This window comes from Pandoraea communis (genome assembly GCF_902459745.1).
Lineage (GTDB): Bacteria > Pseudomonadota > Gammaproteobacteria > Burkholderiales > Burkholderiaceae > Pandoraea > Pandoraea communis.
Genome location: NZ_CABPSJ010000001.1, coordinates 402409 through 426729 on the forward strand (window position 1 = coordinate 402409; position 24321 = coordinate 426729).

Sequence of the window (24321 nt, forward strand, 5' to 3'; positions counted from 1 at the left end):
TTAATTCGTCGAGTCAAACACCATGTCCTTCGTCTTCGCTCCGCCCGCCACCGTCGCCATTCCCGTCGTCGGCAGCAACGATCAGTTCGCCGTGCGACGTGTGTACTGCGTTGGCCGCAACTACGCCGCCCACGCCCGTGAAATGGGCTTCGATCCCGACCGCGAACCGCCGTTCTTCTTCTGCAAGCCGGCCGATGCCGTGCTGCCGGTGGCCTACGGCGAAACGCTCGAGCTGAAGTACCCGTCCCAGACGTCGAACTATCACTACGAAGCCGAACTGGTCGCCGTCATCGGCAAGGCTGGCTCGGACATTCCGCTCGATCAGGCACTCGAACACGTATGGGGCTACGCCGTGGGTCTCGACATGACGCGTCGCGATCTGCAAATGAAGATGCGTGAAATGGGACGTCCGTGGGAAATCGGCAAGGCGTTCGACGCCTCGGCCCCCATCGGCCCGATCCATCCGGTGTCGAGCGTCGGTCACATCGAGAAGGCCGGCATCTCGCTCACGGTCGACGGCGTGCAGAAGCAGAAGAGCGACATCACGCATCTGATCTGGTCGGTGGCCGAGACGGTCTCGTATCTGTCGCAGTTCTTCCGTCTCGAGCCGGGCGATCTCATCTACACCGGCACGCCCGAAGGCGTGGGCCCGGTCAAGGCGGGCGAGACGATGGTCACTGCCGTCGAGGGGCTCGGCGCGATCACGGTGCGCGTGGTCTGAGGCATCGTCATGCAGCTCTATAGTTTTTTCAATAGCTCGACGTCGTACCGCGTGCGCATCGCGCTCGCCCTCAAGGGGCTGGCGTTCGACACGATTCCCGTGAACATCCGCGCCGGCGAGCATCGCGCCGGCGCGTATGTCGACGAGGTCAATCCGTCGGCCGCCGTGCCTGCCATCGTGGATGGCGGCGTTACGCTGGGCCAGTCCATCGCCATCATCGACTATCTCGATGCGAAGTATCCCGAGCCGCGCCTGGTGCCGCAGGACTTGGAAGCCCGCGCCCGCGTGCTCGAACTGTCGATGCTCATCAGTTGCGACATCCACCCGGTGAACAACCTGCGTGTCCTGAAGTATCTGCAAGGTGCGTTGGGCCTTAATGCAAAACAGAAAGATGCGTGGTACCGCCACTGGATCGACGAAGGCATGGCCGGTGTAGAGCGGTTGCTCGCCAAACATGGTCACGGCAGCTGGTGCTTCGGCGATGCGCCGACGCTTGCCGACATCTGTCTGATTCCGCAGATCGCCAATGCCCAACGCATGGGGTGCGACATGTCGGCATATCCGCGCGCGATGGCGGTGTTCGCACTGGCGAAAGCGCATCCGGCATTCCTCGCAGCAGCCCCCAACCGACAGCCGGATTACACGGCGTAATTGATATCCGGAACGGCTGGAAGGGCCGCAGGAGACAACCATGAGTCAAACCTCTCAACCCAAAGCCCTCGTCGTTGGCGGCGGCATCGGCGGTCTGGCCGCAGCGCTTGCGCTCGCCAACCGGGGCGTGCGCATCGAACTGCTGGAGCAGGCCGAGACCATCGGCGAGATCGGTGCGGGCATTCAGCTCGCCGCCAACGCGTTTGCGGCGCTCGATGCCCTCGGCGTCGGCGAAGCGGCGCGCGGCCGCTCGGTCTTCACCGACCACATCACGCTGCGCGACGCCATCGACCGCAGCATCATTGCGGAAGTCGACGTCGGTGCGCCGTATCGCGAGCGCTTCGGCAATCCGTATGCCGTGATCCATCGCGCCGATATTCATCTCTCGATTCTCGAAGCAGTACAGCGCAATCCGCTGATCCAGTTCCGAACCGCGACGCGTGTCGTGTCGCTGGAGCAAGACGACAACGGTGTGACCGTCGTCGACCAGCATGGCGAGCGCCACACGGCCGACGCAGTGATCGGCTGCGACGGCGTGAAGTCTGCCGTGCGTGCCGCCCTGATCGGCGACGAACCGCGCGTGACCGGACACGTGGTGTATCGCGCCGTGGTCGACGTCGAGAACATGCCGACGGACTTGCAGGTCAACGCGCCGGTCGTCTGGGCGGGACCGAACTGCCACCTCGTGCATTACCCGTTGCGCGGCGGCAAGCAGTACAACCTCGTGGTGACGTTCCACAGCCGCGAGCAGGAAGTCTGGGGCGTGCGTGACGGCAGCAAAGAGGAAGTGCTGTCGTACTTCGAAGGTATCGATGCGCTGCCGCACCAGATGCTCGACCGTCCGACATCGTGGCGACGCTGGGCCACCGCCGACCGCGACCCGGTCGCGCAGTGGAGCTTCGGTCGTGCCACGATCCTTGGCGACGCCGCGCATCCGATGACGCAATACATCGCGCAAGGGGCGTGTCAGGCGCTGGAAGATGCGGTCACGCTCGGTGCCGCGTACGCAGCCGCAAACGGCGATTTCATCGATGCCTTCCGCCGCTACGAATACGCGCGCATTCCCCGTACTGCCCGTGTGCTGTACGGCGCGCGCGACATGGGTCGCGTGTATCACGCGAAGGGCGTGGATCGCTGGGTGCGCAACTCGCTGTGGAAAGGCCGCACGCAACCGCAGTTCTACGACGCCTTGCAGTGGTTGCACGGCTGGCGCGCGGAGAACTGCCTGTCGCAAACCCCTTGGCTTGCCGGCGAATAAGCCCCAACGACACCGCGCGGCATCGCAATATCCGCTGTCCACTGTCATGAGTGGGGCCATTCCGCAGCGCAACGGCAGCACGCCGTCGCGCTGCGCACCGTCGCGTCGCATATGACGAACGACGGATTTTGACAACACGCATAACAACAATCACCGCAATGCGCTCTGGCGACGCGGGGCCTGCCCGCAACGCCGCTTCTGGCACCTTAGAGGAGACAACCTATGCCAGCCACCCCCATCAACGTAACGGCGTTCATCGACCGGCATCGCATCTCGCCGTTTCAAGTGATGATCGTCGTTCTGTGCTTTCTGATCGTCGCGATCGACGGCTTCGACACGGCCGCCATCGGCTTCATCGCGCCAGCGATTCGGGCCGAATGGTCGCTGACGCCGGCGCATCTCGCACCGCTCTTCGGTGCGGGACTGGCGGGCCTGATGGCCGGTGCCTTCCTGTTCGGACCGCTCGCCGACAAGTTCGGCCGCAAGACGATCCTGATCTTCTCCGTGCTGTTCTTCGGCGTGGCGAGTCTGGCGTCGGCGTGGTCGATGGAGTTGTGGCAACTGATCGCCCTGCGCTTTTTGACCGGCCTCGGTCTGGGCGGCGCGATGCCAAACGCCATCACGCTGACGTCGGAATATTGCCCCGACGCGCGCCGCTCGTTCCTCGTGACGACCATGTTCTGCGGCTTCACGCTCGGCTCGGCGCTGGGCGGTCTCGCGTCGGCCGGGTTGATCGAAGCCTTCGGCTGGCGCTCCGTGCTGGTCGTGGGCGGGGTGATGCCGCTCGTGCTCGGCGTGATCCTGATTCGTGCGTTGCCCGAATCGGTGCGCTACCTCGTGATGGCGGGCAAATCGCCGGAGCGTGTGGCGGCGTCGCTGCAACGCATTGCGCCGCATGAGGACCTGCGCGGCGCCACATTCAATATCGCCACGAAGGCGTCGTCCACGTCGCCCGTGGGGCATCTCTTCAAGCCGGAATTGCTGCGCGGCACGCTGCTCTTCTGGATCACGTTCTTCATGAGTCTGCTCGTGATCTATCTGCTCTCGAGCTGGCTGCCGACGCTGCTTCGCACCAACGGCCTGACGCTGCGCAACGCCGCCGTCGTCACGGCCATGTTCCAGGTGGGCGGCACGCTGGGCGCCATCGTGCTGGGCTGGCTGATGGATCGCTTCAATCCGCATTACGTGCTCGCAGCCGCTTATGTGCTGGCCGGCGTTTGCGTGGCGGCCGTCGGACCGCTTGCCAGTTCACCGGTACTCGCCTCCGTGGCGGTGTTCTGGGCGGGCTTCTGCGTGTCGGGTGGTCAGGTCGGTGCGAATGCGCTGTCCGCCGAGTTCTACCCGACGGACTGCCGCGCGACGGGCGTGAGCTGGGCTAACGGTGTCGGCCGCCTCGGTTCGGTCGTCGGCTCGGTCGGCGGGGCATCGATGCTCGCTATGGGCTGGTCGATGCCCGCCCTGTTCGCCACCATCGGCGTGCCCGCCGTGCTCGCCGGTCTGACGATGCTCACGCTCGGCCGTCTGCGTCATCGGCAGGCGGCGATGGCGGTGCGTGCCACGGCCTGAGTGTTTCGCCACTCGTAACGACCGCTCCAGGTCGAACGGGCGCCATCCGCGTTGCGCGATGGCGCCCGTTCGCTTTTGGGGCGAGGGTTTGGCGCCGAAAGCGCACGGCCGCGTGTTGCACCGCGCAAAGCGTCGCGGATAGGAATAAAGTGTCGGCTGACGGCGAAGTCGAAGTGCCTTCAGGGCACCCGCGTCATCCCGACGCCACGCCGCGAATCCAACTTCCCCTCCGGAGATTGAAGGTGTCGCTGCCCCCACTGCTGGTCGTTATCCCGATGCATCCCGAGCAGTTGTCCGAACTGCAAGCGCAGTTCGACGTGATCTACCGTCCGAGCCATCACCCTGTGCCGGAAGGCTGGGGCCCCGAAGGCGAGCAAGCGCGCTTCGTCCTCACGAATGGCGGGCGAGGTCTGAATGCTGCCGAACTGGCGCATTTGCCCAAGGTTGAACTGGTCAGTGCGCTGGGCGCCGGCTACGAGAATCTGGATCTCGCCACGATCCGTTCGCGCAACATCGCGGCCGTGAACGGCGCCGGTGCCAATGCGCCGACGGTCGCCGATCAGGGCTTCGCGCTGCTGCTCGCCGCTGTGCGTCGCATTCCGGAGTATGACGCGGCTTGCCGCAAAGGCGTGTGGCGCGACGCGCTGCCCATGCAGCCCGGCGTATCGAGCAAGAAGCTGGGGATCGTGGGGCTGGGCGCCGTCGGCCGTCAGTTCGCCAAGCGCGGTGAGGGCTTCGACATGCAGATCGGCTACCGGAATCGCCATCGTCGCGACGATTTGCCTGCGCACTATCAATTCTTCGACAGCGTGCTGGCGCTGGCCGAGTGGGCCGACTATCTCGTCGTCACGGCGCCGGGCGGCGCAGAGTCGTATCACCTCGTGAATGCCGACGTGCTGCGCGCGCTCGGCAAGCACGGCTTTCTCGTCAACATGGGACGCGGCAGTATCGTCGACACCGCCGCGCTGGCCGATGCGTTGCGCAACGGCACCATCGCCGGTGCCGGGCTTGACGTGTACGAGGGCGAACCGTCACCGCCTGCGGCACTGATCGACTTGCAGAACGTGGTGCTGAGCCCGCACGTCGCAGGGCGCTCGCCCGAGGCCGAAGCCGCCACGCTCGCCATGTTCCTCGAAAATACGCGTCGCTATCAGGCAGGGGAACCGTTGCTCACGCCGTTGTGATTGGCGAGACGCCTCAGTGATTGTCCAGCCCGTCGATGCTGCGCTCGGGCGACGACGTCAGCGTGACGCCGTCATTGACGGGCTCGAACTCGATGCTGCTCTTGGCGCTAGCCGTAGTGAAGGCTGTCTCGCATGTCGGACACCTGACTTCGGCATCCGAATGAAGATAGTCATAGAGCGCCTGAACGGTCGGCTGGCTCGCCGCGACGGCGAAGCGGGCTTTGCAGGTAGGGCAAACGACGAAACCAGTGTGGATCGACAGCATGGTGAGCCTCCCGTCGGCAATGTGATCGATTCTACAGCCTGTCGGTTCGTCTCGGGCCAGCGCGCGCGGCATCGCCTCCAGGGCAACGATCCGGCGCCTGTGCCGGCGATGACCGGTCGGCCGCAGCCGCCGCGTCGTTCCATCAAGGAAACCTTACGGAAGCGGGCAGTGCATTGAGAAAATCAATGCGGGGGAACCGGCCGGCGGTTCGATCGATCGCACCGACATGCGCAGTAACCGGGGCGGCAACGTGCGGCCCAGGCCACCTATACTGACAATTCGGCCCACGTCGTTTGCATCACCGGCGAATCCTGCACTGGGAGCACATATGGCTCGCGCGATCTGGAAGGGCGCTATCAGTTTCGGACTGGTCAACGTGCCCGTCTCGCTGTTTCCCGCATCGAGCACACACACGCTCGATCTCGACTGGCTCGACAAACGCACGATGTCGCCGGTCGGCTACAAGCGCGTCAACAAGGAAAACGGCAAGGAAGTGCCGCGCGAGCAGATCGTGCACGGCTACGAGTACGAGAAAGGGAATTACGTCGTGCTGAGTGACGACGAGATTCGTTCGGCAAATCCGGTGGCAACGCAGACCGTCGACATTCTGGCGTTCGTCGACGCGACGGACGTCTCGTTCATGTATCTGGAGACACCCTACTACCTCGTCCCGGAGCGAGGCGGTGCAAAGGCGTACGCGTTGCTGCACGCTGCACTCATCAAGGCGGGCAAACTCGGTATCGCGCGCGTAGTGATGCATACGCGCGCGCACCTGGCGGTGCTGGCACCGTCGGGCGATGCACTCGTGCTCGACACGTTACGCTGGCAGGAGGACATGCGTGACCCGGCCGAGGTCGGGCTGACGAAGGAGAAGCTCGGCAAGCTCGCCGCGCCGGGCGATCGCGAGCTGGACATGGCGATCCGGTTGATCGGCGAAATGTCCGGCCCCTGGCGCCCCGGCGACTATCACGACACGTTTCAGGACGACCTCAAGGCGCTCATCGATCGGAAGGTCGCCTCGGGACAGACCCGTGAAGTCGCGCAAATCGAAGCGAGCGCACCCAGGTTATCGAGCAACGGCAACGTCACGGACCTGATGGCGCTGCTCAGGCAAAGTCTCGGCACGAAGGGCAAACCCGGACAGAAGACGACAGCGAAGAAGACATCGGCCGGCAAGGCATCGGCCAAACGCGCCAAATCCGGATAACGGCGATCATGCCCAAGCGCGACTTGACTGCTACGAAAGCCACGCGACGCCGGGAATCCCGCGACTCGTTGGCCACCTACGACGCCAAACGCAACTTCACATCGACGCCCGAGCCGCGCGGCGAACCCGCGTCGCAAGGCAACGCGTTGCGATACGTCATCCAACGCCACGACGCGAGTCACCTTCACTACGACTTCCGCCTCGAACTCGACGGCACGTTGAAATCGTGGGCATTGCCGAAGCAGCCGAGTCCCGACGTCAGCCATCCTCGCCTTGCCGTTCAGGTCGAAGACCACCCGCTGGCCTATGCCGATTTCGAAGGCGACATCCCGGCCGGCAATTACGGCGCAGGTCACGTCGACATCTGGGACAGCGGTTCGTGGGAACCGGATGGCAACGCGCAACGCGACTATGCAAACGGCAAATTGTCGTTCACCTTGCATGGCGAGCGGCTGAACGGACATTGGACACTCGTTCGCACCGATAAACCTGCTCGCCAGCCCCAGTGGCTGCTGATTCATCGGCACGACGATAACGTGGCCGAAAACGTGGCGTCGAACGCTGCCGGGAAATCGACGGCCGCGCCGGTCGCCTTGCGAAGATCGCCGGCGAAACCGCCAGCCGACATGCAACCGATGCTCGCGACCCTTGTCGATGCCGCGCCCGCTTCCGAGGGCTGGCATGCCGAGATCAAGCTCGATGGCTATCGCGTGCTCATTCGTATTGCCGGCGACGACATTCGCGTCTTCACCCGTTCCGGGCAGGATTGGACGCATCGCTTTGGACCTGCCGTCGATGCGTTGCGCAAGCGAGGCTTGCCAAACGCATGGCTCGACGGCGAGGCCGTCGTGACCAACGAGCATGGTCTGCCCGACTTCCAAGCGTTGCAGCGCGCGTTCGACGAGAACGCGCAGGACGCCATCCTCATCTACGTTTTCGACTTGCCGTGGTGCAACGGCCGCGATCTGCGCGACTTGCCGCTGCGAGAGCGTCAAGCGACACTCGCCAGCCTTTTCAAAGGGCGCGAGACGGATGCCGTGCGGGTTCTCCAGCCGGTCAGCGGCGATCTCGAGTCGCTCTGGCACGGAGCCTGCGAGGCGGGTCTCGAAGGCATCATGATCAAGCGCGACGACTCGCCGTATATCGCAGGGCGCAGCGACGCATGGCGCAAGCTCAAGTGCTCGCAGCGTCAGGAATTCGTCGTGCTGGGGTTCACCGAGCCGGCCGGCTCACGACAGGGTTTCGGAGCGCTGTTGCTCGGGTACTACGATGACGACGGCAAGACGTTGCGCTACGCGGGGAAGGTCGGTACGGGTTTCGATGCGGATGCACTACGACGTATGAGAAAGCAATTCGATGCGCTCGAGACGGCGAAGCCGCCGCTCTCGCCCACACCTCGACCGGGAGGCCGGGCACTCGTGCACTGGCTTCGCCCCACACTCGTCGCCGAAGTGCGTTTCGCGGAGTGGACACGCGACGGCAACGTCCGCCAAGCCTCATTTCTCGCGATGCGACAAGACAAGGCCGCCAAGGACATTCGGCGCGAAGTCCGTCGTACCGGGCCCGCCATCGTCAATGCCCACAAGGAGACGCCACCCATGCAACGCACCGCTCAATCGAATGATGGAACATCCGTGCCGCCGGTGAAGATCAGCCACGGCGAGCGCGTCATGGACACGCATTCCGGCGTGACGAAAGCCGAACTGGCCGCGTATTACCACGCCGTGAGCCCGTGGATGCTCCCGCACCTCGCCGGACGACCGGTCGCGGTGTTGCGCGCCCCCGAAGGCATCGGTGGCGAGATGTTCTTTCAAAAGCATGCGGCGAAGACGATACAGGGCGTGCGCGCGCTCGATCCGTCACTCGATCCGGATCATGAACCGCTCATGCAGATCGACGACGCGCGGGGCCTCGCCGGTGCCGTGCAGATGGGGGTGGTGGAGTTCCACACATGGAACGCACGCAGCGATCTGATTGAACGCCCCGACCGGGTGATCTTCGATCTCGATCCCGGCAAGGGCGTGACGTTCACGCGCATCGTCGAGGACGCGCGACTGATTCGCGGCTTGCTGGAGGAACTTGGGCTGACGGCGTTCGTGAAGACGAGCGGCGGCAAGGGGCTGCATGTCGTGACCCCCTTGGCGCGGCGTCACGAATGGGACGTCGCCAAGGGATTTGCAGAAGGGGTGGCCAAGCACATGGCGCGCGTGTTTCCCGATCGCTTCACGGCGACGATGGGGGCGAAGCATCGCATCGGGAAGTGTTTCGTCGACTATCTGCGCAATTACCGGGGGGCGACGACGGTCTGCGCATACTCCGCCCGAGCCCGTGAAGGCATGGCCGTGTCGATGCCGGTGCGCTGGGAGGAACTGTCCGATTTACCCGGTGCCGACGCGTGGAATGTGCGCAACGCCGTCGAACGGCTCAATACCCTGAAACAAGACCCTTGGGCCGGCTACGAGAATGCCTCGCAGCAGCAGGTAACGAAGACGGTGCTGGAGCGGTTGGGGGATTGAGGTATCCGAAGTCCCTCACCCGCGAGTCGCGCCTCCTCCATCCCCATCCTGCAACCAACGGCGCTTGTCGCGCAGCGGGGCTTCGCCAAACACGCGCGCATATTCGCGGCTGAACTGCGACGCGCTTTCGTACCCGACAGCCTGCGCCGCAGCCGCGACGGCGATGTCTGCCCCGAAGATCAGCCGGCGGGCTTCCTGCAAACGCAATTGCTTTTGATACTGCACCGGGCTCATCGCCGTCACCAGCTTGAAATGGTGATGCAGCGACGACACGCTCATGTGCACCTCCTGCGCCAACGCCTCCACTCGCAACGGCTGCGCATAGTGCTCGCGTAACCAACGCACCGCGCGCGCGATGCGATTCATCTGGCTATCCTGCAATGCCATCTGGCGCAACAACACGCCCTGCCCGTTCATCAGCAAGCGGTACACGATCTCGCGCCTGATCATCGGCGCAAGAATCGGGATGTCGCGCGGTGTTTCCAGCAGGCGCAGCAGACGCAACACGGCATCGAGCAGCGCCGCGTCCAGCCGGTTTACGTACAGGCCCCGGCCGCTCGCCGATGGGGCGGGCGGCGGCAGATGTTCGTCACCGATGAGCGACGTCACGTCCTCAGCCGCCAGATTGAGCCGCAGCCCGAGATACGGCGATTGCTCGCTCGCCCCCGACACCTGCGCCACCACCGGCAAATGCACCGACGTCACCATGTAGTGCATCGGATCGTAGGCGTAATGTTCTTCGCCGATCTGCAAGCGCTTTTCGCCTTGCGCGATGACGGCAAACGCCGGCTGCTGCAACGCTGGCTTCGGGCCGCCCGGATGCAGGATGCGATGCACGAAGAGGCCATCCACTGCCGTCGGCGTGGTGCCCTCCAATGCGCGCGTGGCCCGCTCAAGCAGACCGACCAGCTCGTTGCGCGCGGTGAGCGACGGGTCGTCGGCGAACTCGCTCTGCGCCGCCTCACGTGGCGGATTCTTGACCAGATGCATGAAAGTGCCCTCAATTCGGATCAGCCGGTATGCGCATCATGTGCGTTATGCGCGGCGATGTTGCACAGCATACGCCTGCGACGGGAACTTGCCTGATCCTCCAGCTCAGAACAGGTACGATCAGGCAAAAATTCCAGAGAATCCGGCAAAATCCGGATGTCCTCACCGGTCGATCGCGCCGCCACGCCAAGTGGAGCCGCCATCTTCCTGCCATGTTCGGCAACGCTTTCCAGCCGCCGATCGCCGCTTTCAAGCGCATGACGCCGGCCGCGTGCAGAATCAGGCAGGAAATGTGCAGGAACAGGTACTGCTTGCCTGATGCCCCGCGACGCATAATGCATCCCATCCCGTGCACACCGTCTGCCCCCTGACGGTCACTTGCGACGGGCGGCAATTTCAACGGAGCGACGCAATGCGACAAAGGAAACTTGGCAACACCGGCCTTTTCGTCTCGGAACTATGCCTCGGCACAATGACCTTCGGCGGACAGGGCGACATGTGGAGCAAGATCGGCCAATTGCAGCAACACGATGTCGACACGCTCGTGGGCCGCGCACTCGACGCAGGCATCAACTTCATCGATACCGCCGACGTTTATTCGGAAGGTCAATCGGAAGTGCTCACCGGTCAGGCACTGCGCAATCTCAAAGTGCCGCGCGATAACGTCGTGGTCGCCACCAAGGTCTTCGGTGTGACGGGCGCACAAGGCACTAACTCACGCGGTCTGTCGCGCTATCACATCATGGATGGCATCAAGGCCAGCCTCAAGCGCCTGCAACTCGATCACATCGACCTGTATCAGGTGCACGGCTTCGATCCGGCCACGCCCATCGACGAAACCCTCAGCGCGCTCGACACACTGGTGCGTCAAGGGCACGTACGCTACATCGGTGTCTCGAACTGGGCTGCGTGGCAGATCGCCAAGGCGCTTGGCATTTCGGCGCGTCTGAATCTCGCGAGCTTCGCCTCGCTCCAGGCGTACTACACGGTTGCCGGCCGCGATCTCGAACGCGAAATCGTGCCGATGCTGCGCAGCGAAAACGTCGGCCTGATGGTGTGGAGCCCGCTCGCCGGCGGCCTGCTCTCGGGCAAGTACACGCGCGACGGTCAGACCGAAGCCGGCAGCCGCCGCCAGAGCTTCGACTTTCCGCCGGTCAACGTGGCGCGCGCTTACGACGTCATCGACGTCATGCGTGGCATCGCCGCCGAGAAGGGCGTGTCGGTGGCGCAGATCGCGCTTGCCTGGTTGCTCGCCCAGCCGGTTGTCTCGGCCGTCATCATCGGTGCCAAGCGCACCGACCAGCTCGACGACAACATCGCAGCCACGCGCGTCACGCTGAACGCGCGCGAGTTGTCGGCCATCGATGCCGCCAGCGCACTGCCGAGCGAATATCCGGGCTGGATGCTCTCGCGTCAGGGCGACCCGCGCCGCGCGCAACTCGCCGAAGCCGGCTTGCTTTGATGCCCTGTCGCTGTAGGTAGCGCTCAACCGCAGTCACGAAACACGGCGCATCGCGAAAGCGGTGCGCCGTGTTTGCATTGTCGACGGCCCTATCGCGTGCGGGGCACGCCGCGTCAGAAGGTGTGACGCATGCCGACGTTCACCCCCAATTGGCTCGTCCCCGCCGTCGGCGCGCCACCCGCCCCGCCCGAACTCACCGAATACGCCGCGTGCTCGCTATTCCCCAGCCACGCCACCTGCGTGTACACGGCCGTTCGCTTCGACAGGAAGTACGTACCTCGCAGCGTCGCCATGGTCGCCCGTGTGTTCTGACGAGCGTTGAGCATGCGGAAGACTTCGCCATCCACGGCAAATGCTGGCGTGAATTGATACATGGCGCCAACGTAGAACATGTCGGAGTTCACATCGGCCACCGCTGCGGACGCCGTTTGCACGCGACGGCCGAGCCATCCCGCCCCCGTCTTCCAGTTGCCCCCCTTGACATAGCCGTTCATCTGCCAGCGCGTGTCCTTGTCCGACGAACTCGTGAGCGGCACGGCCGCTGCGCCGTTGAAGAAGTTCGCGGCAGCACCGGCGCCGCCACGCTGTTCGTCCCACGCGAGCGCCACGCCGAACCATGCCGTGTCGTACTTGAGCATCGTCGAGATCTGGCGGCAGGACGTCATCTGTCCAGGCGTTTGTCCGGCGCATGTGCCCTGCCCCGGCGAGTTGCCGGTGCCGCCGCCGTCGCGTCCGAACGAATAGGTGGCGCCCACCGTCAGGCCCTGAAACACGCCCTTGTAGGCGACGGTGTTATCGCTGCGCGCGTTCGGGATGTAGCTGTCGAGCGATCCGCTGCCGAAGAGATCCGGGCCGAGAATGTCGGCGTCGTTCATGACCCAGAACGTCATCGAATACTGGCGGCCGAACGACAGCGTGCCGTAGGGATTCGACAGCCCCACCCACGCCTGACGGCCAAACAGCCGCCCGCCCTGATTGAGATCGCCCGCGCGAACATTGAATCCGCTCTCGAGCGCGAACACCGCGTGCAAACCACCGCCGAGATCCTCATCGCCACGCAGGCCCCAACGCGACGGCAGCGACCCGGTGTTGGCCGGCACGCGCACGAGCGAGCTGTTGTTGGCGCCGGCGTGCGAGAGGTATTCGATACCGGTGTCGAGAATGCCGTAGAGCGTCACGCTCTGGGCCGAGGCGGAAGTGTGGGCCAATGCGAGGCCGGCAGCCAGCGCGAGCGCGGGCAGTCCCTTGAGGGTCACGATGATGTCTCCATTGATTCATGTGGTAGTCCGGCCTGTGTCGACCGGTAGCTGGCAAATGCCTGCGGGGGCAGGCGCCGCGGCTTGCGCGTCGGGGAACGTTCAAGCCGCGGGGACAGCAAGGGCGAGCGTGTCTGGGCGCTCGCCCCGGGCACCGCTCAGACCGCCCCCGTGGCAGGCTGGGTGGCGGCTGCGGCAAGAGACCCCGTGCGTCCCACGCGACGGCGCATGACGAGCATCAGCGCCGCCGCAAGAAACGCAGGAATCGCGACGATCTGAAAGGCCTGCGCCGTGCTCGACGCAGTGGCGATCAGCACGCCGCCAAGGCTGGAGCCCAGGATCGAACCGAGACGTCCGACACCCAGCGCCCATGCCACGCCGGTCGCGCGCGACGCCGTCGGGTAGTACGCCGCTGTCAGCGCATTGGCCCCGGTTTGCGATCCGGCGACACCGAAGCCCGCGAGGAAGACAACCGTCATCAGCCAGCCAGCCTGATGCGTGACCGCTCCAAGCACACACAGTGCGATGCCGGCCATGACATACGACGCGGCCAGCACCCGATACGGACTCGTGCGATCCATCGCGAAGCCGATCAGCACCGCGCCGACGGTGCCGCCGAGCGGCAACATCGCGCCGATGCGAGCCGCTTCCGCCAACGTGTAACCCGAATCCTTGACGACCAACGGCAGCCAGCTCGTGAGCAGATAGAACGCGCACAGCGTGCAGAAGTACGTCGCCCAAAGCAGCAGCGTGCCCACGACGTACCGGCGCGCGAATAACCCGCCCACCGCAGAACTCGCAGCGCCGGCCGGCACCACTTCCGGATCGATGCGCGTGACCTGCGGATCGATGTGCCGTGCGATGGCCAGCAACCTGTCGGCACTGTCCGCGCGTGTGGCGAGGTAGCGCATCGACTCCGGCAACCAGCGCATGAGCACCGGCACGACGGCGAGCGGCACAACGCCACCGGCGATCAACACGCCGCGCCAGCCAATGTGCGGGAGCGTCTGCGCGACGATCTCGCCGCCGATGGCGAAGCCCAGCGTGAAGCCGCAGAACGTGGCCGTCACAAGCAGCGAACGCATGCGCTCGGCGCAATATTCCGAACTGAGGGTGATGGCGTTGGGCATGGCGCCGCCCAGGCCGATGCCGGTAAGGAAGCGCATGACGGCAAGCTCGGTCGGGCTGTGAACGAACGCCGACGCAATGCTGCCCAGAGAGAACAGGATGACCGAGAGAATCAGCACGCGTTTGCGGCCGATGCGATCGGCCAGCGGGCCGAAGATGAAGCAGCCGAGCATCAGGCCGCCAAGCCCCGCACCGAAGACCGTGCCGAGGCTGGTCGTCGCCATCGTCCATTCGCTACGGATGGCCGGTGCGAGGTAGCCGATGGCGGCAGTATCGAAGCCGTCCAATGTGACGATCAGGAAGCACAGGGCAATCACGCGCCATTGAAATGGCGTGATGCCCCTGCGGTTCATCAAGGCGGAAATTTCCATGTCTGTCTCCTGTGCGGTGGTGTCCGCTGACTGAGCGGCGGGCCGTGGCGTCTGTCGACGACGCTCTGCGAAGGCCGCACCGCCGGTTGGGGGCGATTACGTCAAAAAATCGGGCATGACGCTCCGGATCGCCGAGTCGCGATCACGCGGCAGGCGATGCGCTTGCGTCCGGCAATTCCGGATCTCCCGCCGAGAGGTATTCCCACATGCGCTCGATGATCCGGCCCGAGCGGGTGGCGCGCGCGCGGCAGGCGTCGGGATCGAGTACGGCTGCGGGATAAGCGGCTTCGAGCGCGAGCACGTCGAGGTCGACGCGGGCCGCGTCTTCGAGGTACCACGTAAGCGCCACCATCGCTTCGAGCGTGTCGGCGGCGACAACCGCGCCGTTGCCACGCATTACCACAGCGGCGTTCTCGCCCATCCCGGCGATGACCGCCTCGGCTTGCGCGTCGGAGCGAATCAGTTGCGGGTCGTCCCACAGCGGCACGCCGGGAGCGAAGTAAGTGCCCGGGCCGTGCAACGCGCGTGGCGTTCTGCGCAGTGTCGAGAGCGACATGGTCTTGGGCGGCATCGAGCGCGCTACAGCGCCAATATCGGAACGTGAGCGATAGATCTTCTGATGCAGACGGACTTCGCCGAGCACGCCGTCGGGCAGCGGGCCATCGACGGGCACCACCGTGCCCGCTTCGCCCACGCCGATGAGTCCCATCGGGCGGGCCGCGCATACGAGGAAGTGATCGGCGTCGAGACGCGCGCTGCAATGACCGTACGCGTGGGCCAGCCCTGCGCGGGCCAGCGTGCGCGCCGCTACGCGCACCGCGCGATCCAGCTCGGCGATGCGCCCGGCATCGAACGTGTGTTGTCTCATGGGGAATCCAGCGCTATTCAGTGTTATTCGGCGTTATCAGGCGTCATGACCGCAAGCCAATCGATGCATCGCGTCAGGCCGAAAACTCGGGGATCTCGGGTTTCGCGCCCCACATGCAGAACCCCGTCGGATCGAAGGGGAACTGACGCGGCACGTAGGTCGCTTCGTCTTCGGGCGCGATCTTGCGCACGCCCGTGGAGTACTCGTAGACCATGCCGTCCGGCCCCGCGAAGTACAGAAACATCGCGTGCGACGTGGGGTGACGTCCCGGACCGAAGCGAATCGGCACGCCTTGCTCGCGCAGGAAGTACCAGGAGCGCATGAGGTCGTCGATGCCGTTCACCTGAAAATTCACATGCTGGATGCCCGCGCGCTTGGCCGGGAACAGTGCGATCTTGTGATGCACGTCGTCGATGCGCAGCAGCGGTGCGTCGCCGATGCGATCCGACACACGGGCGTTGCACACGCTCGTCCAGAAGGCTTCGTCGCGGCGCGCGTCGGTCGTGCACAACCCAACGTGGCTGAACGAATCGATGCCCGCATCGCGCTCGCCGTGATACCGGCGGCCGGTCTGCGCGGCGCGCAACACCAGCTCGATCCGATTGCCGCTCGGATCGAGAAACGTCAGAAAATCGCCCACGCGACGCATGTCGGCTTCGTCGCGTGTGCCCCGCCGAAACTCGATGCGCATGCTTTCGAGCTGCGCGGCGGCGACATCGAAATGCGCGTCGCTCGCGACATCGAACGCGACCGTATGGTCGGCGGGATCGCCTTCGAAGTAGCACACCGAATGGTCGCGGCTGTCGCTGCGAAGGAATACGTAACCGGCCTCCCGGCGCACTTCCTGCAACCCGAGAATGGTGCGCGCATAGCGCGTGGCACCCTCGAGGTCGCGTGTGCCCAGCCGCACGTAACGAATGTCGTGCAGATTGATCACCGCTTGTCTCCTGCGGATATTGTTCGTGTTCCGGGCGAACGCCCGATGACTGCAATGTCGTGGGGATACGATAAGGACCGGCGCCGCATGACGCCAACAAATTGCGTAAATGCGCGGTATTTACGACGTGAATTGGGTGTGCAGCATGCGAGCGGCGACGTGTCACACGAACGAGGAAGAATGGCGGATCAGTCTTCGCCGTGGAACAGGCGAAAGAGGGTGCTGCGCAACCAGCGATGGCCGGCGTCGGTGTGAAAGCGCTCGTGCCAGAGTTGCGAGATATCGAACTCGGGGCCATCGAACGGCAACGCGTAGGTGCGTAGATCGGCGGCGGCCTTGAGCGCGCGTCCGAGCCGCGTCGGCACACAGACCACGAGGTCGCTCGCGGCAATGAGCGCCGAGAGTCCCATCGAATGCGCCATGCGCAACGCGACGTGGCGCTGGCGCCCCGCCTGTGCAAACCAATGCTCGACGGCCGTCTCGAAGACATCGTGATGACCGGCTGTCGGTCGATACACTGCGTGCGCCGCGCTCAGAAATGCTTCGCCGGTCAGTTGTTCGCGAATCGTGGGATGCCCGTCGCGCACGAGTGCGACGTAGTGCTCGCGAAACAAACGCTGCTGGTGGAAGCCCGACGAGAAGCGGGTGAAGAGTCCCAGCGTGAGATCGATATCGCCCATCGCCATGGCGTTCTGTGCCTCACGCGGCGTGGTGTCGACGGTGACAATGCGCACGCCCGGCGCCTCGGCCGCGAGCGTGGCCATCAGCTTCGGCATGAAGATCAACTGACCGATGTCGCTCAGGTAAAGACGGAACGTGCGTTGCGCGTTTGCCGGCACGAAGTCCTGCGGCGCCTCCACTGCACCACGGATCAGACCGAGACCTTCGGTGACCGGCGGCGCGAGCGCGAGGGCGAGATCGGTCGGCCACATGCCTTGCGGCGTCTTGACGAACAACGGGTCGCCAAACGCGAGACGCAGACGTTTGAGCGCGTTGCTCACGGCCGATTGCGTGAGGTTCAGTTCCTCTGCGGTGACGGTCGTGCTGCGCGTGCGCAGCATCGACTCGAACACGAGCAATAGATTCAGGTCGAGCGAGCGTAAGTTCATGCCCAGCCGTGCAGTCCTGCAAGAAGCATTTAGAGCGTCAGGGTCGAGGCCCCACAGGCGGGGCGGTCCCGCATTTTAGGCAACGTCCGGCAACATGGGCAGTGCGGGAAACCCCGCCCATTCGCCCTGTCGCGATCATGATATTTACGTGCGCGTGCTCGCACGCGCCGCTTCATGCAGACGCGCCATAACTTCCAGCACTTCGGGACGCTTCTCTCGCTTGGCCGTCACGATGTGGTACTTCAGCGGGCACGCCACTTCGACGCTCGACAAGCGCTTGAGACGGCTGCGGGCGATCCAGTCGTCGGCCAGCGGCGCACGGGCCATTGCAATGCCGAGTCCCGCTTCTGCGGCCGCAAGCACGACGGTGTAATCCTCGAAGCGCCGGTCCCGGGCTCGCGGGCGCAGCGAAACGCCTTGCGCGCTGCACCACGCGCGCCAGCCCGTCAGGTCGGAGTCGTGCAGCAACGGCATCGCGAGCATGTCGGCCGCGCTCGCGCCCTCGAGACGCTGCGCAATGTCCGGTGAGGCGATCGGGTACAGTGTCTCGTCCATCAACGGTTCGGCATCGACACTGGTCCAGCCGCCACGGCCATAGCGCAGCGCGATGTCGACTTCTCCCGCGCCCACATCTGCATTGCGATGTTCTGTGGTGACGTGAATGTCGATGAACGGCTGCCCCGCTTCGAGCGAACGCAACCTTTCGAGCAGCCAGAGTTTAGCGAAGGACGGCACCACGCTCAGACGCACGGCCGGCGCCTTGCGTGCCTGATGCCACTGGTCGGCAGCCGCATCGATCACGTCGAACGCATGCTCGATACGCCCCAGGAATCGCTGGCCGTCGCAGGTCAGGCTGACACCCCGGCCGTGCCGCTCAAACAGCGCGCATCCGAGCCAGTTTTCCACTGCCCCGACGCGGCGGCTGATCGCACCATGCGTGAGGCCGCTCGCGTCGGCCGCCGCCGTGAACGAGCCGTGACGAGCGACGAGGCAGACAGTCTCCAAATTGGCCAGCGGCGGGCGGGCGCGGTGCGAAGTGTTCATGAGACGGGGGGGGGGGCGAAGAAATCGGCGCAGAGAAAACCGGCGAGGTGTGAATCCAGATCACACCTCACTGGCGATTTTTGCAGTAGCTTATCACCGCGCGCTTGCGGCAAGATTGACGCTTGCGGGCCGTTGCGCCACAACATCGCATGCCGCTGCGGCGTGCGTCGCCGTTGCCCGCGCGTCCCCTTACAGGAGTCCGTCGTGTCAGCCGCTGCCCCCGCCTCGTTCACGCTCTATGTGGACGCTAAGTTCACGAGTCCCTACGCGCTTTCGGCTTTCGTCACGCTGCGCGAGAAAGGTCTGCCGTTCGATCTGCGCACCGTCGATCTCGAGCAAGGCGCGCATCACGACATCGGCTTCGCGGATCTGTCGCTCACGCGCCGCGTTCCCACGCTCGTACACGGCGAGTTCGCGCTATCCGAATCGTCGGCCATTACCGAGTATCTCGAGACGATTTCGCCCGAAGTGCCGGTCTATCCGCCGGATGTGCGCGAGCGTGCCCGGGCGCGTCAGGTGCAGGCCTGGTTGCGCAGCGATCTGGGGGCCTTGCGTGAGGAGCGCTCGACGGAAGTGATCTTCTATGGTCCGGCGGACAAGCCGCTCTCCGACGCGGGCTATGCCGCCGCAAGCAAACTGATCGCCATTGCTCAGAGCCTGCTGCCCGATGGCCGCATGTCGCTGTTCGACAAGTGGTGCATCGCGGACGTCGATCTCGCGCTGATGCTCAACCGCCTCGTGTACAACGACGACGTGGTGCCGCCCGCGCTGGCCGACTACGCCCGCCGTCAATTCACGCGACCGGCGATACAGGAATGGGCGGCGATGACGCGCCCGCCGCGTCCCGGCGATGTGGTCGACGACAAGGCCGCCTGAGCGGTCTTCCCTGTCAGGCCGCCACCAGCGCCAGGCGCTGACGGTGAATGCGGATGTAAAGCAAGACAAGCAGACGGTTCGGGCAGTCGTTGCGCAATGCGACGCTGGCCCGGCCGCGCGCGCCATGCTCGATGGCGTGACGGGACACGAGCGCCGCCTGATACGCCGATGCGGCGAGCGTGCGTGCCGCGAATACCAGCAGGAACAATGAGGCAGCCATCGCGATCTGGAAGTCGGCCGAGGTGAAGATTCGCTCGGGCACGTCGAACACCAGCATGGCCATCACGACGCAGGCATCAATGCAGGCGGCCCCCAACGAGGCCACTATCAGATACGCGCGCAACATCCGAATCGTTGACGATTTCATCTGCCTCCTCTCCCTTTGCTTTTATTGCGCAGGTACGTCCCCAGTATGTGGGCACCCACCGAAAGCATGGCCGTCGACAACGCTGCGGCGTTCCCGACATCATCCGCTTTTGATCTTAAATGTCGAGCACCTTCGGCCAGGTGTGCTGAAACGCTTTTTTACACACGGTTACCTCTGCGTACGATGGACTGGCTGCACGAATCGGTAAGCCGCACTTTTGCGAAATCTCGCACTTTTCTTCCAAAAACAGGCCAAATTCCGATGTTTTTTGGCGTGATTCCCGCGAAACCCCCGGCGTGACGGCTTGGACGGTGAATTCAGTCGACAGGCAGGGGCCGAAAGGAGGAAAATATCGCCACCTTGCCGTTTACGTTAACGACACTGACGACTGAAGCCACCTCTGCCGAGACATTGAAGAAACATGAGCGCCGATAATCAATTGCGTTTTGTCGTGGAGCCGCACGCCAACCCCACGCCCGCCGACCAGATCGCCGCCAAGCTGGCGAACCCGGTGTTCGGCCGCGTATTCACCGACCATATGGTCACGATCCGCTGGACCGAGGGCACGGGCTGGCACGATGCGAAGGTAGAGGCCCGCCGTCCGTTCGAGATCGATCCGGCATGCGCCGTGCTGCACTACGCGCAGGAGATCTTCGAAGGCATGAAGGCCTACCGCAGCGAAGACGGCAAGATTTCGCTGTTCCGCCCGCAAGCCAATGCCAAGCGCTTCCGTGAATCCGCCAAGCGCATGTCGATGGCCGAACTGCCGGAAGCCGTGTTCCTCGAAGCCGTGGAAAAGCTCGTCGACATCGACCGCGCATGGATCCCGGGCACCGAGGGCAGCAGCCTCTACCTCCGTCCGTTCATGTTCGCCTCGGAGAGCTTCCTGGGCGTGCGTGCCGCACATGAGTACATCTTCTGCGTGATCGCCTGTCCGGTCGGCCCGTACTTCAAACCGGGCAAGGCAGCCGTAACCGTGTGGGTGTCTGACCAGTACACGCGCGCGGCACCCGGTGGCACCGGTGCGGCCAAGTGCGGCGGCAACTACGCCGCAAGCCTGATTGCGCAGACCGAAGCCAGCGCGAAGGGCTGCGATCAGGTCGTGTTCCTCGACGCCGCACAGCATCGCTGGATCGAAGAACTCGGCGGCATGAACGTGTTCTTCGTGATGGACGACGGCTCGCTCCAGACGCCGCCGCTGTCCGGCACGATTCTGCCGGGCATCACGCGCGCCTCGATCATCGAACTGGCCAAGCGCGAAGGCCTGAGCGTCAACGAAACGCCTTACGAGTTTGCCCAATGGCAAGCCGACGCCGCCAGCGGCCGCGTGAAGGAAACATTCGCTTGCGGTACGGCGGCGGTCGTCACGGCCATCGGTCAGGTGCGTCACGCCAAGGGCGAATTCAACATCGCCGACGGCGGCGAAGGCCCGGTCACGAAGCGCATCCGCGATCAACTCACGGGCATTCAACGTGGCAAGGTTGCCGATCCGTTCGGCTGGGTGCACCACGTCGCGTAATCGCACGTTGTAACGCCTGGTTTTTCGACATAACAAGCTGTGAAGCTGCGCGTCGCCCGAGACAGCGACGCGGGAAATCGCCGGCGGCGCGCTACGACATCAGGAGAGTCGGGCGCGCCGTCTTGTTGTCCTTGACTTACAGATCATGAAACACGATTCGGGCGCCGTATCCGGCGCCATTGCGGCAACCGACACAATCGGCGTTCCGCACTCCGTGCTCGAAGACATCTACGCGATGGTCATCGGCATGGCATTTGTGGTGGTCGGTCTGGTGCTGCTCAAGGCTGCCGGGTTGGTCACCGGCGGCGTGGCCGGCATTGCACTGCTCGCCTCCTACGTCTTTCCCCTACCGGTGGGCACCATCTTCACGTTGGTGAACATTCCGTTCTTCCTGTTCGCGTACTTCACGATGGGTTTGCGCTTCGCGCTCAAGTCCACCGTCGCGAGCTTCGGCATCACCTTCGCCCTCGCGGCCATGCCGCAGACGTTCAACGTCGCCTTCGTCAATCCGCTGTTCGCGGCGTTCGTCGGCGGCACGCTGTGCGGCATGGGCATTCTGGCCCTCGCCCGTCACGGCGCCGGCGTGGGCGGCACCGGTATCGTCACGCTCTGGCTGCAACGCGAGCGCGGTATCAATGCCGGCATCTCTCAGGTGTGTATCGACGCGACAATCCTGCTCGTCTCGCTCACCACCATACCGGCAGGGCGCGTCGCCTGGTCCGCACTGTCCGCCGTGGCCATGAGCGCCATGGTCGTGGCGTGGCACCGGCCGGGGCGCTACACCGGACGTTAGGCCACGGTTAAGCCGCATCAAGCCGCGCCGGGCGCCCCGGCGCGTCCTTCCGGTTCTTCAGGCCGGTACGCGCTCGCCTGAGTCAGCAGCCACTCGCGGAACACGCTCAGTGGCTGCCCGTGCGTGAGTTCCGTCGGGTAGACGAGGTAGTAGGCCGACCCGGCCACGCTCTTCACGTCGAACGGAATCGTCAGGCCGAGGCTCGCCAATTGCCCTTCGACGAAGAACTTCGGTACCAGCGCGATGCCGAGCCCCGCGGCCGCCCCGGCGATCAGCATCGTGTGGAGCTCGTAGCGCACGCCTTGCAATGTCCGGTTGTCCTCGATGCGCTGCTCCGCAAACCATTGCGTCCAGGCGCTGGGACGGGTCGTCGAATGCAGCAGCGCATAGGTGAGCAGATCCGCCGCGTTGCGCACCGGCCCTTTCAGCAGCGACGGGTGGCACACCGGCACCACTTCCTCACCGAAGAGATAGTCCGACGAGGTGCCCGGCCACGTCGGTTGTCCGAAGTGAATGGCCGCTTCGAAGTGCGTCTCGTCAAACGTGAAGAGATCGGTGTGCACGCCCATGTTCACGCGAACGTCCGGGTGCCGGTCGTCGAAGTCTTTCATTCTCGGAATCAACCACTCGGACGCAAACGTCGGCAGCACCGCCAGCTCGAGATAGCCGCCACCGCTGCCGTGAGCCATGATCGCGAGCGTGTCACGGTCCAGTTGCTCCAGCGTGCGGCGCACTTGCGTGCCGTACAGGCGTCCGGCGCGCGTGAGCACGACCCGCTGTTTCGCCCGAACGAACAAGCGCACGCCAAGCTGCGTCTCAAGCGTGGCGATCTGGCGCGACACCGCGCTTTCCGTCAGGAACAGCTCGCGCGCCGCGTGGGTAAAGCTCTCATGGCGGGCGGCCGCCTCGAAGGCCAGCAGCGCCGCCGTGCCGGGGGTCTTGAATTTGCGCATATTGATTCCCAAAACGCATCAAGTGGCAATTTTATCTCGCTTTACGGGCGTAGCATCCGTTCCAATAATGCTGATACTGCAAGATGGCATGGGGTTACGCGCTTCATGCCATGCCCTGACACCCCTGCGGCGCCCTGAGACGGCGCCCCTCCCCTGCGAGACAATCCGATGCGCAATGCCAATGTGCAGTCCTTGCTGGTTTCCCTGATTGGGGAAGCGCGAACCGACGCGCTCTTTGCCACGCTCAATTCGCCGTCGATTCTGGCCGATTGCGAGCCGGGCCGCGTGACCCGCGCCGAACTGGCGCAGGCTATGAACATGGCGCTGTTCGAAGGGCTGCTGGCGCGTTCGCCGAACGGCCGCACCTATACCGAAGAAGCGATTGCCGGTGGTGGCAGCGTCTACTTCGATCACGGCGCGCTGCGCACGGTGCGCTGGGCGCAGAACGGTGCCCTGCCGCCGGGCGAAGCCGCCTTCACGCGCATTCTGCGTCCGCTGGGCTTCCGTCTGAACGGTCGCTATCCGCTCGATCGTCTCGGCATGACCGGCCGCGCCTATGCCCATGAAGACGCCCCCGAAGAGATTTCGCAATTCTTCGTGAGCGAGTTGCATCCGGAGCGATTCTCCGAGACGTTTCAGCAAGCCGTGTCGCGTGTCGTCGGTACGTCGAAAGACCCGCTCACGCCGGCGGCCGTCAGTCAGCTCTGGGAACTGGAACGCGACGGCACCCTGCCGCTCGACAGCGCACAGGCGCTGCTGCCGGTGATCGTCGGTGCGTTCGCCCGTCAGCACGACGTGCCGGGCGAAGCCGACTACGAACTGCTGCTGGCCGAATCCGCCGAAATGGCCTGGATTGCGACCGAAGGCAACGCGTTCAACCATGCGACCGACCGCGTCGAAGACGTGTTCGCGCTGTCCGACGCCGAGAAGGCCAAGGGCCGCCCGATGAAGCCCGAGGTCGAGCGCTCACGCTCCGGCCGCGTGTTCCAGACGGCTTATCGTGCCGACACCGTGCGTCGCGAGTTCCGCGGCAAGGACGGCGAGATCGTCGCACGCGAGGTGCCGGGTTCGTTCTACGAGTTCATCACGCGTCATCGCGAGTACGACACCGCCAAGCGTTGCTGGAAGATCGACCTGCGGTTCGACGCCGGCAATGCGCAAGGTATCTTCAAGATGACGGCCAACGCCAAGTAACCGAGCCGGGTGGCCTTCGGCGCACAATACGTCTTGTGCGCCTGTGCCGCCTCCTCACCTGCCGGCGCCGGTGAACGGCACCGGCG

23 protein-coding genes are annotated in these 24321 nt (G+C 64.5%); 12 read left to right on the forward strand and 11 right to left on the reverse strand.

Annotated features, from left to right (window positions below; all coding sequences use genetic code 11):
- Nucleotides 1-22 precede the first annotated feature (22 nt).
- From PCO31110_RS01890 to PCO31110_RS01910, 5 genes are all read left to right on the forward strand, one after another.
- Complete coding sequence (locus PCO31110_RS01890; RefSeq protein ID WP_010804885.1) at nucleotides 23-721, forward strand: fumarylacetoacetate hydrolase family protein; 699 nt, start codon at nucleotides 23-25, stop codon at nucleotides 719-721.
- A gap of 9 nt (nucleotides 722-730) precedes the next feature.
- Nucleotides 731-1372, forward strand: coding sequence for a maleylacetoacetate isomerase (gene maiA / locus PCO31110_RS01895; protein ID WP_150689500.1), 642 nt, complete (start codon nucleotides 731-733; stop codon nucleotides 1370-1372).
- 40 nt (nucleotides 1373-1412) lie between these two features.
- A complete protein-coding gene (locus PCO31110_RS01900) occupies nucleotides 1413-2630 on the forward strand; it encodes a 3-hydroxybenzoate 6-monooxygenase (protein ID WP_150689501.1) in 1218 nt (405 codons plus the stop codon).
- Between the two features lie 222 nt (nucleotides 2631-2852).
- Nucleotides 2853-4196: an MFS transporter gene (locus PCO31110_RS01905; RefSeq protein WP_150689502.1), complete on the forward strand. Its 1344-nt coding sequence runs from the start codon at nucleotides 2853-2855 to the stop codon at nucleotides 4194-4196.
- A gap of 275 nt (nucleotides 4197-4471) precedes the next feature.
- Nucleotides 4472-5380, forward strand: a complete 909-nt coding sequence (locus PCO31110_RS01910; RefSeq protein ID WP_036663728.1) for an NAD(P)-dependent oxidoreductase — start codon at nucleotides 4472-4474, stop codon at nucleotides 5378-5380.
- 13 nt (nucleotides 5381-5393) lie between these two features.
- On the opposite strand, the gene PCO31110_RS01915 is transcribed toward PCO31110_RS01910, so the two are convergent.
- A complete protein-coding gene (locus PCO31110_RS01915) occupies nucleotides 5394-5645 on the reverse strand; it encodes an MJ0042-type zinc finger domain-containing protein (RefSeq protein WP_036663448.1) in 252 nt (83 codons plus the stop codon).
- Between the two features lie 328 nt (nucleotides 5646-5973).
- Here PCO31110_RS01915 and ku point away from each other — a divergent pair, with 328 nt between their 5' ends.
- The gene (gene ku, locus PCO31110_RS01920; protein ID WP_010804879.1) at nucleotides 5974-6852 is read left to right on the forward strand and encodes a non-homologous end joining protein Ku; all 879 of its coding nucleotides are present in this window, start codon (nucleotides 5974-5976) and stop codon (nucleotides 6850-6852) included.
- 8 nt (nucleotides 6853-6860) lie between these two features.
- Nucleotides 6861-9368: a DNA ligase D gene (gene ligD / locus PCO31110_RS01925; protein WP_150689503.1), complete on the forward strand. Its 2508-nt coding sequence runs from the start codon at nucleotides 6861-6863 to the stop codon at nucleotides 9366-9368.
- 15 nt (nucleotides 9369-9383) lie between these two features.
- Here ligD and PCO31110_RS01930 read toward each other — a convergent pair whose 3' ends face one another.
- The gene (locus tag PCO31110_RS01930; protein WP_010804877.1) at nucleotides 9384-10358 is read right to left on the reverse strand and encodes an AraC family transcriptional regulator; all 975 of its coding nucleotides are present in this window, start codon (nucleotides 10356-10358) and stop codon (nucleotides 9384-9386) included.
- A gap of 20 nt (nucleotides 10359-10378) precedes the next feature.
- The gene (locus tag PCO31110_RS01935) at nucleotides 10379-10699 is read right to left on the reverse strand and encodes a hypothetical protein (RefSeq protein WP_150689504.1); all 321 of its coding nucleotides are present in this window, start codon (nucleotides 10697-10699) and stop codon (nucleotides 10379-10381) included.
- A gap of 71 nt (nucleotides 10700-10770) precedes the next feature.
- Between PCO31110_RS01935 and PCO31110_RS01940 the strand changes: the two genes are divergently transcribed.
- Nucleotides 10771-11820: an aldo/keto reductase gene (locus tag PCO31110_RS01940; RefSeq protein ID WP_150689505.1), complete on the forward strand. Its 1050-nt coding sequence runs from the start codon at nucleotides 10771-10773 to the stop codon at nucleotides 11818-11820.
- 113 nt (nucleotides 11821-11933) lie between these two features.
- Here the strand turns inward: PCO31110_RS01940 and PCO31110_RS01945 are convergent, their stop codons facing one another.
- The 6 genes from PCO31110_RS01945 to PCO31110_RS01970 form a co-directional block, all read right to left on the reverse strand.
- Nucleotides 11934-13061, reverse strand: a complete 1128-nt coding sequence (locus PCO31110_RS01945) for a porin (protein WP_150689898.1) — start codon at nucleotides 13059-13061, stop codon at nucleotides 11934-11936.
- Nucleotides 13062-13234: 173 nt separating this feature from the next.
- Nucleotides 13235-14575, reverse strand: a complete 1341-nt coding sequence (locus PCO31110_RS01950) for an MFS transporter (protein ID WP_150689506.1) — start codon at nucleotides 14573-14575, stop codon at nucleotides 13235-13237.
- A 142-nt stretch (nucleotides 14576-14717) separates the two neighbouring features.
- Nucleotides 14718-15443 carry a class II aldolase/adducin family protein gene (locus tag PCO31110_RS01955; RefSeq protein ID WP_150689507.1) on the reverse strand — a complete coding sequence of 242 codons (726 nt, stop codon included), beginning with the start codon at nucleotides 15441-15443 and terminating at the stop codon, nucleotides 14718-14720.
- A 73-nt stretch (nucleotides 15444-15516) separates the two neighbouring features.
- Complete coding sequence (locus PCO31110_RS01960; protein ID WP_150689508.1) at nucleotides 15517-16380, reverse strand: VOC family protein; 864 nt, start codon at nucleotides 16378-16380, stop codon at nucleotides 15517-15519.
- 188 nt (nucleotides 16381-16568) lie between these two features.
- Nucleotides 16569-17489 (reverse strand): LysR family transcriptional regulator, encoded by a 921-nt coding sequence (locus PCO31110_RS01965; protein ID WP_010804871.1) that lies wholly within the window; start codon nucleotides 17487-17489, stop codon nucleotides 16569-16571.
- Nucleotides 17490-17633: 144 nt separating this feature from the next.
- Entirely contained in the window at nucleotides 17634-18533 is a 900-nt protein-coding gene (locus PCO31110_RS01970) for a LysR substrate-binding domain-containing protein (RefSeq protein WP_010804870.1), read from the reverse strand.
- 204 nt (nucleotides 18534-18737) lie between these two features.
- Here PCO31110_RS01970 and yfcF point away from each other — a divergent pair, with 204 nt between their 5' ends.
- On the forward strand, nucleotides 18738-19409 hold the full coding sequence (gene yfcF / locus PCO31110_RS01975) for a glutathione transferase (protein ID WP_010804869.1): 672 nt from the start codon (nucleotides 18738-18740) through the stop codon (nucleotides 19407-19409).
- Between the two features lie 13 nt (nucleotides 19410-19422).
- Here yfcF and PCO31110_RS01980 read toward each other — a convergent pair whose 3' ends face one another.
- Nucleotides 19423-19776, reverse strand: a complete 354-nt coding sequence (locus PCO31110_RS01980; protein WP_150689509.1) for a hypothetical protein — start codon at nucleotides 19774-19776, stop codon at nucleotides 19423-19425.
- A 421-nt stretch (nucleotides 19777-20197) separates the two neighbouring features.
- Between PCO31110_RS01980 and PCO31110_RS01985 the strand changes: the two genes are divergently transcribed.
- A complete protein-coding gene (locus PCO31110_RS01985; protein WP_010804867.1) occupies nucleotides 20198-21295 on the forward strand; it encodes a branched-chain amino acid aminotransferase in 1098 nt (365 codons plus the stop codon).
- Between the two features lie 145 nt (nucleotides 21296-21440).
- Entirely contained in the window at nucleotides 21441-22088 is a 648-nt protein-coding gene (locus tag PCO31110_RS01990) for a YitT family protein (RefSeq protein ID WP_010804866.1), read from the forward strand.
- 17 nt (nucleotides 22089-22105) lie between these two features.
- On the opposite strand, the gene PCO31110_RS01995 is transcribed toward PCO31110_RS01990, so the two are convergent.
- Nucleotides 22106-23041, reverse strand: a complete 936-nt coding sequence (locus tag PCO31110_RS01995) for a LysR family transcriptional regulator (RefSeq protein WP_150689510.1) — start codon at nucleotides 23039-23041, stop codon at nucleotides 22106-22108.
- A gap of 168 nt (nucleotides 23042-23209) precedes the next feature.
- Between PCO31110_RS01995 and PCO31110_RS02000 the strand changes: the two genes are divergently transcribed.
- Nucleotides 23210-24235, forward strand: a complete 1026-nt coding sequence (locus tag PCO31110_RS02000; protein WP_010804864.1) for a DUF1338 domain-containing protein — start codon at nucleotides 23210-23212, stop codon at nucleotides 24233-24235.
- Nucleotides 24236-24321 lie beyond the last annotated feature (86 nt).

Excerpts from the sequence above, each read along its gene's own strand:
- PCO31110_RS01965 (WP_010804871.1), bottom strand. The coding sequence starts at position 17,489 with ATGAACTTACGCTCGCTCGACCTGAATCTATTGCTCGTGTTCGAGTCG.
- PCO31110_RS01995 (WP_150689510.1), bottom strand. The coding sequence starts at position 23,041 with ATGCGCAAATTCAAGACCCCCGGCACGGCGGCGCTGCTGGCCTTCGAG.
- PCO31110_RS01890 (WP_010804885.1), top strand. The coding sequence starts at position 23 with ATGTCCTTCGTCTTCGCTCCGCCCGCCACCGTCGCCATTCCCGTCGTC.
- PCO31110_RS02000 (WP_010804864.1), top strand. The coding sequence starts at position 23,210 with ATGCGCAATGCCAATGTGCAGTCCTTGCTGGTTTCCCTGATTGGGGAA.
- PCO31110_RS01990 (WP_010804866.1), top strand. The coding sequence starts at position 21,441 with ATGAAACACGATTCGGGCGCCGTATCCGGCGCCATTGCGGCAACCGAC.
- PCO31110_RS01950 (WP_150689506.1), bottom strand. The coding sequence starts at position 14,575 with ATGGAAATTTCCGCCTTGATGAACCGCAGGGGCATCACGCCATTTCAA.
- PCO31110_RS01930 (WP_010804877.1), bottom strand. The coding sequence starts at position 10,358 with ATGCATCTGGTCAAGAATCCGCCACGTGAGGCGGCGCAGAGCGAGTTC.
- ligD (WP_150689503.1), top strand. The coding sequence starts at position 6,861 with ATGCCCAAGCGCGACTTGACTGCTACGAAAGCCACGCGACGCCGGGAA.
- PCO31110_RS01905 (WP_150689502.1), top strand. The coding sequence starts at position 2,853 with ATGCCAGCCACCCCCATCAACGTAACGGCGTTCATCGACCGGCATCGC.
- PCO31110_RS01955 (WP_150689507.1), bottom strand. The coding sequence starts at position 15,443 with ATGAGACAACACACGTTCGATGCCGGGCGCATCGCCGAGCTGGATCGC.
- PCO31110_RS01940 (WP_150689505.1), top strand. The coding sequence starts at position 10,771 with ATGCGACAAAGGAAACTTGGCAACACCGGCCTTTTCGTCTCGGAACTA.
- PCO31110_RS01900 (WP_150689501.1), top strand. The coding sequence starts at position 1,413 with ATGAGTCAAACCTCTCAACCCAAAGCCCTCGTCGTTGGCGGCGGCATC.
- PCO31110_RS01910 (WP_036663728.1), top strand. The coding sequence starts at position 4,472 with ATGCATCCCGAGCAGTTGTCCGAACTGCAAGCGCAGTTCGACGTGATC.
- ku (WP_010804879.1), top strand. The coding sequence starts at position 5,974 with ATGGCTCGCGCGATCTGGAAGGGCGCTATCAGTTTCGGACTGGTCAAC.
- PCO31110_RS01985 (WP_010804867.1), top strand. The coding sequence starts at position 20,198 with ATGAGCGCCGATAATCAATTGCGTTTTGTCGTGGAGCCGCACGCCAAC.
- PCO31110_RS01935 (WP_150689504.1), bottom strand. The coding sequence starts at position 10,699 with ATGCATTATGCGTCGCGGGGCATCAGGCAAGCAGTACCTGTTCCTGCA.
- maiA (WP_150689500.1), top strand. The coding sequence starts at position 731 with ATGCAGCTCTATAGTTTTTTCAATAGCTCGACGTCGTACCGCGTGCGC.
- PCO31110_RS01970 (WP_010804870.1), bottom strand. The coding sequence starts at position 18,533 with ATGAACACTTCGCACCGCGCCCGCCCGCCGCTGGCCAATTTGGAGACT.
- PCO31110_RS01980 (WP_150689509.1), bottom strand. The coding sequence starts at position 19,776 with ATGAAATCGTCAACGATTCGGATGTTGCGCGCGTATCTGATAGTGGCC.
- PCO31110_RS01915 (WP_036663448.1), bottom strand. The coding sequence starts at position 5,645 with ATGCTGTCGATCCACACTGGTTTCGTCGTTTGCCCTACCTGCAAAGCC.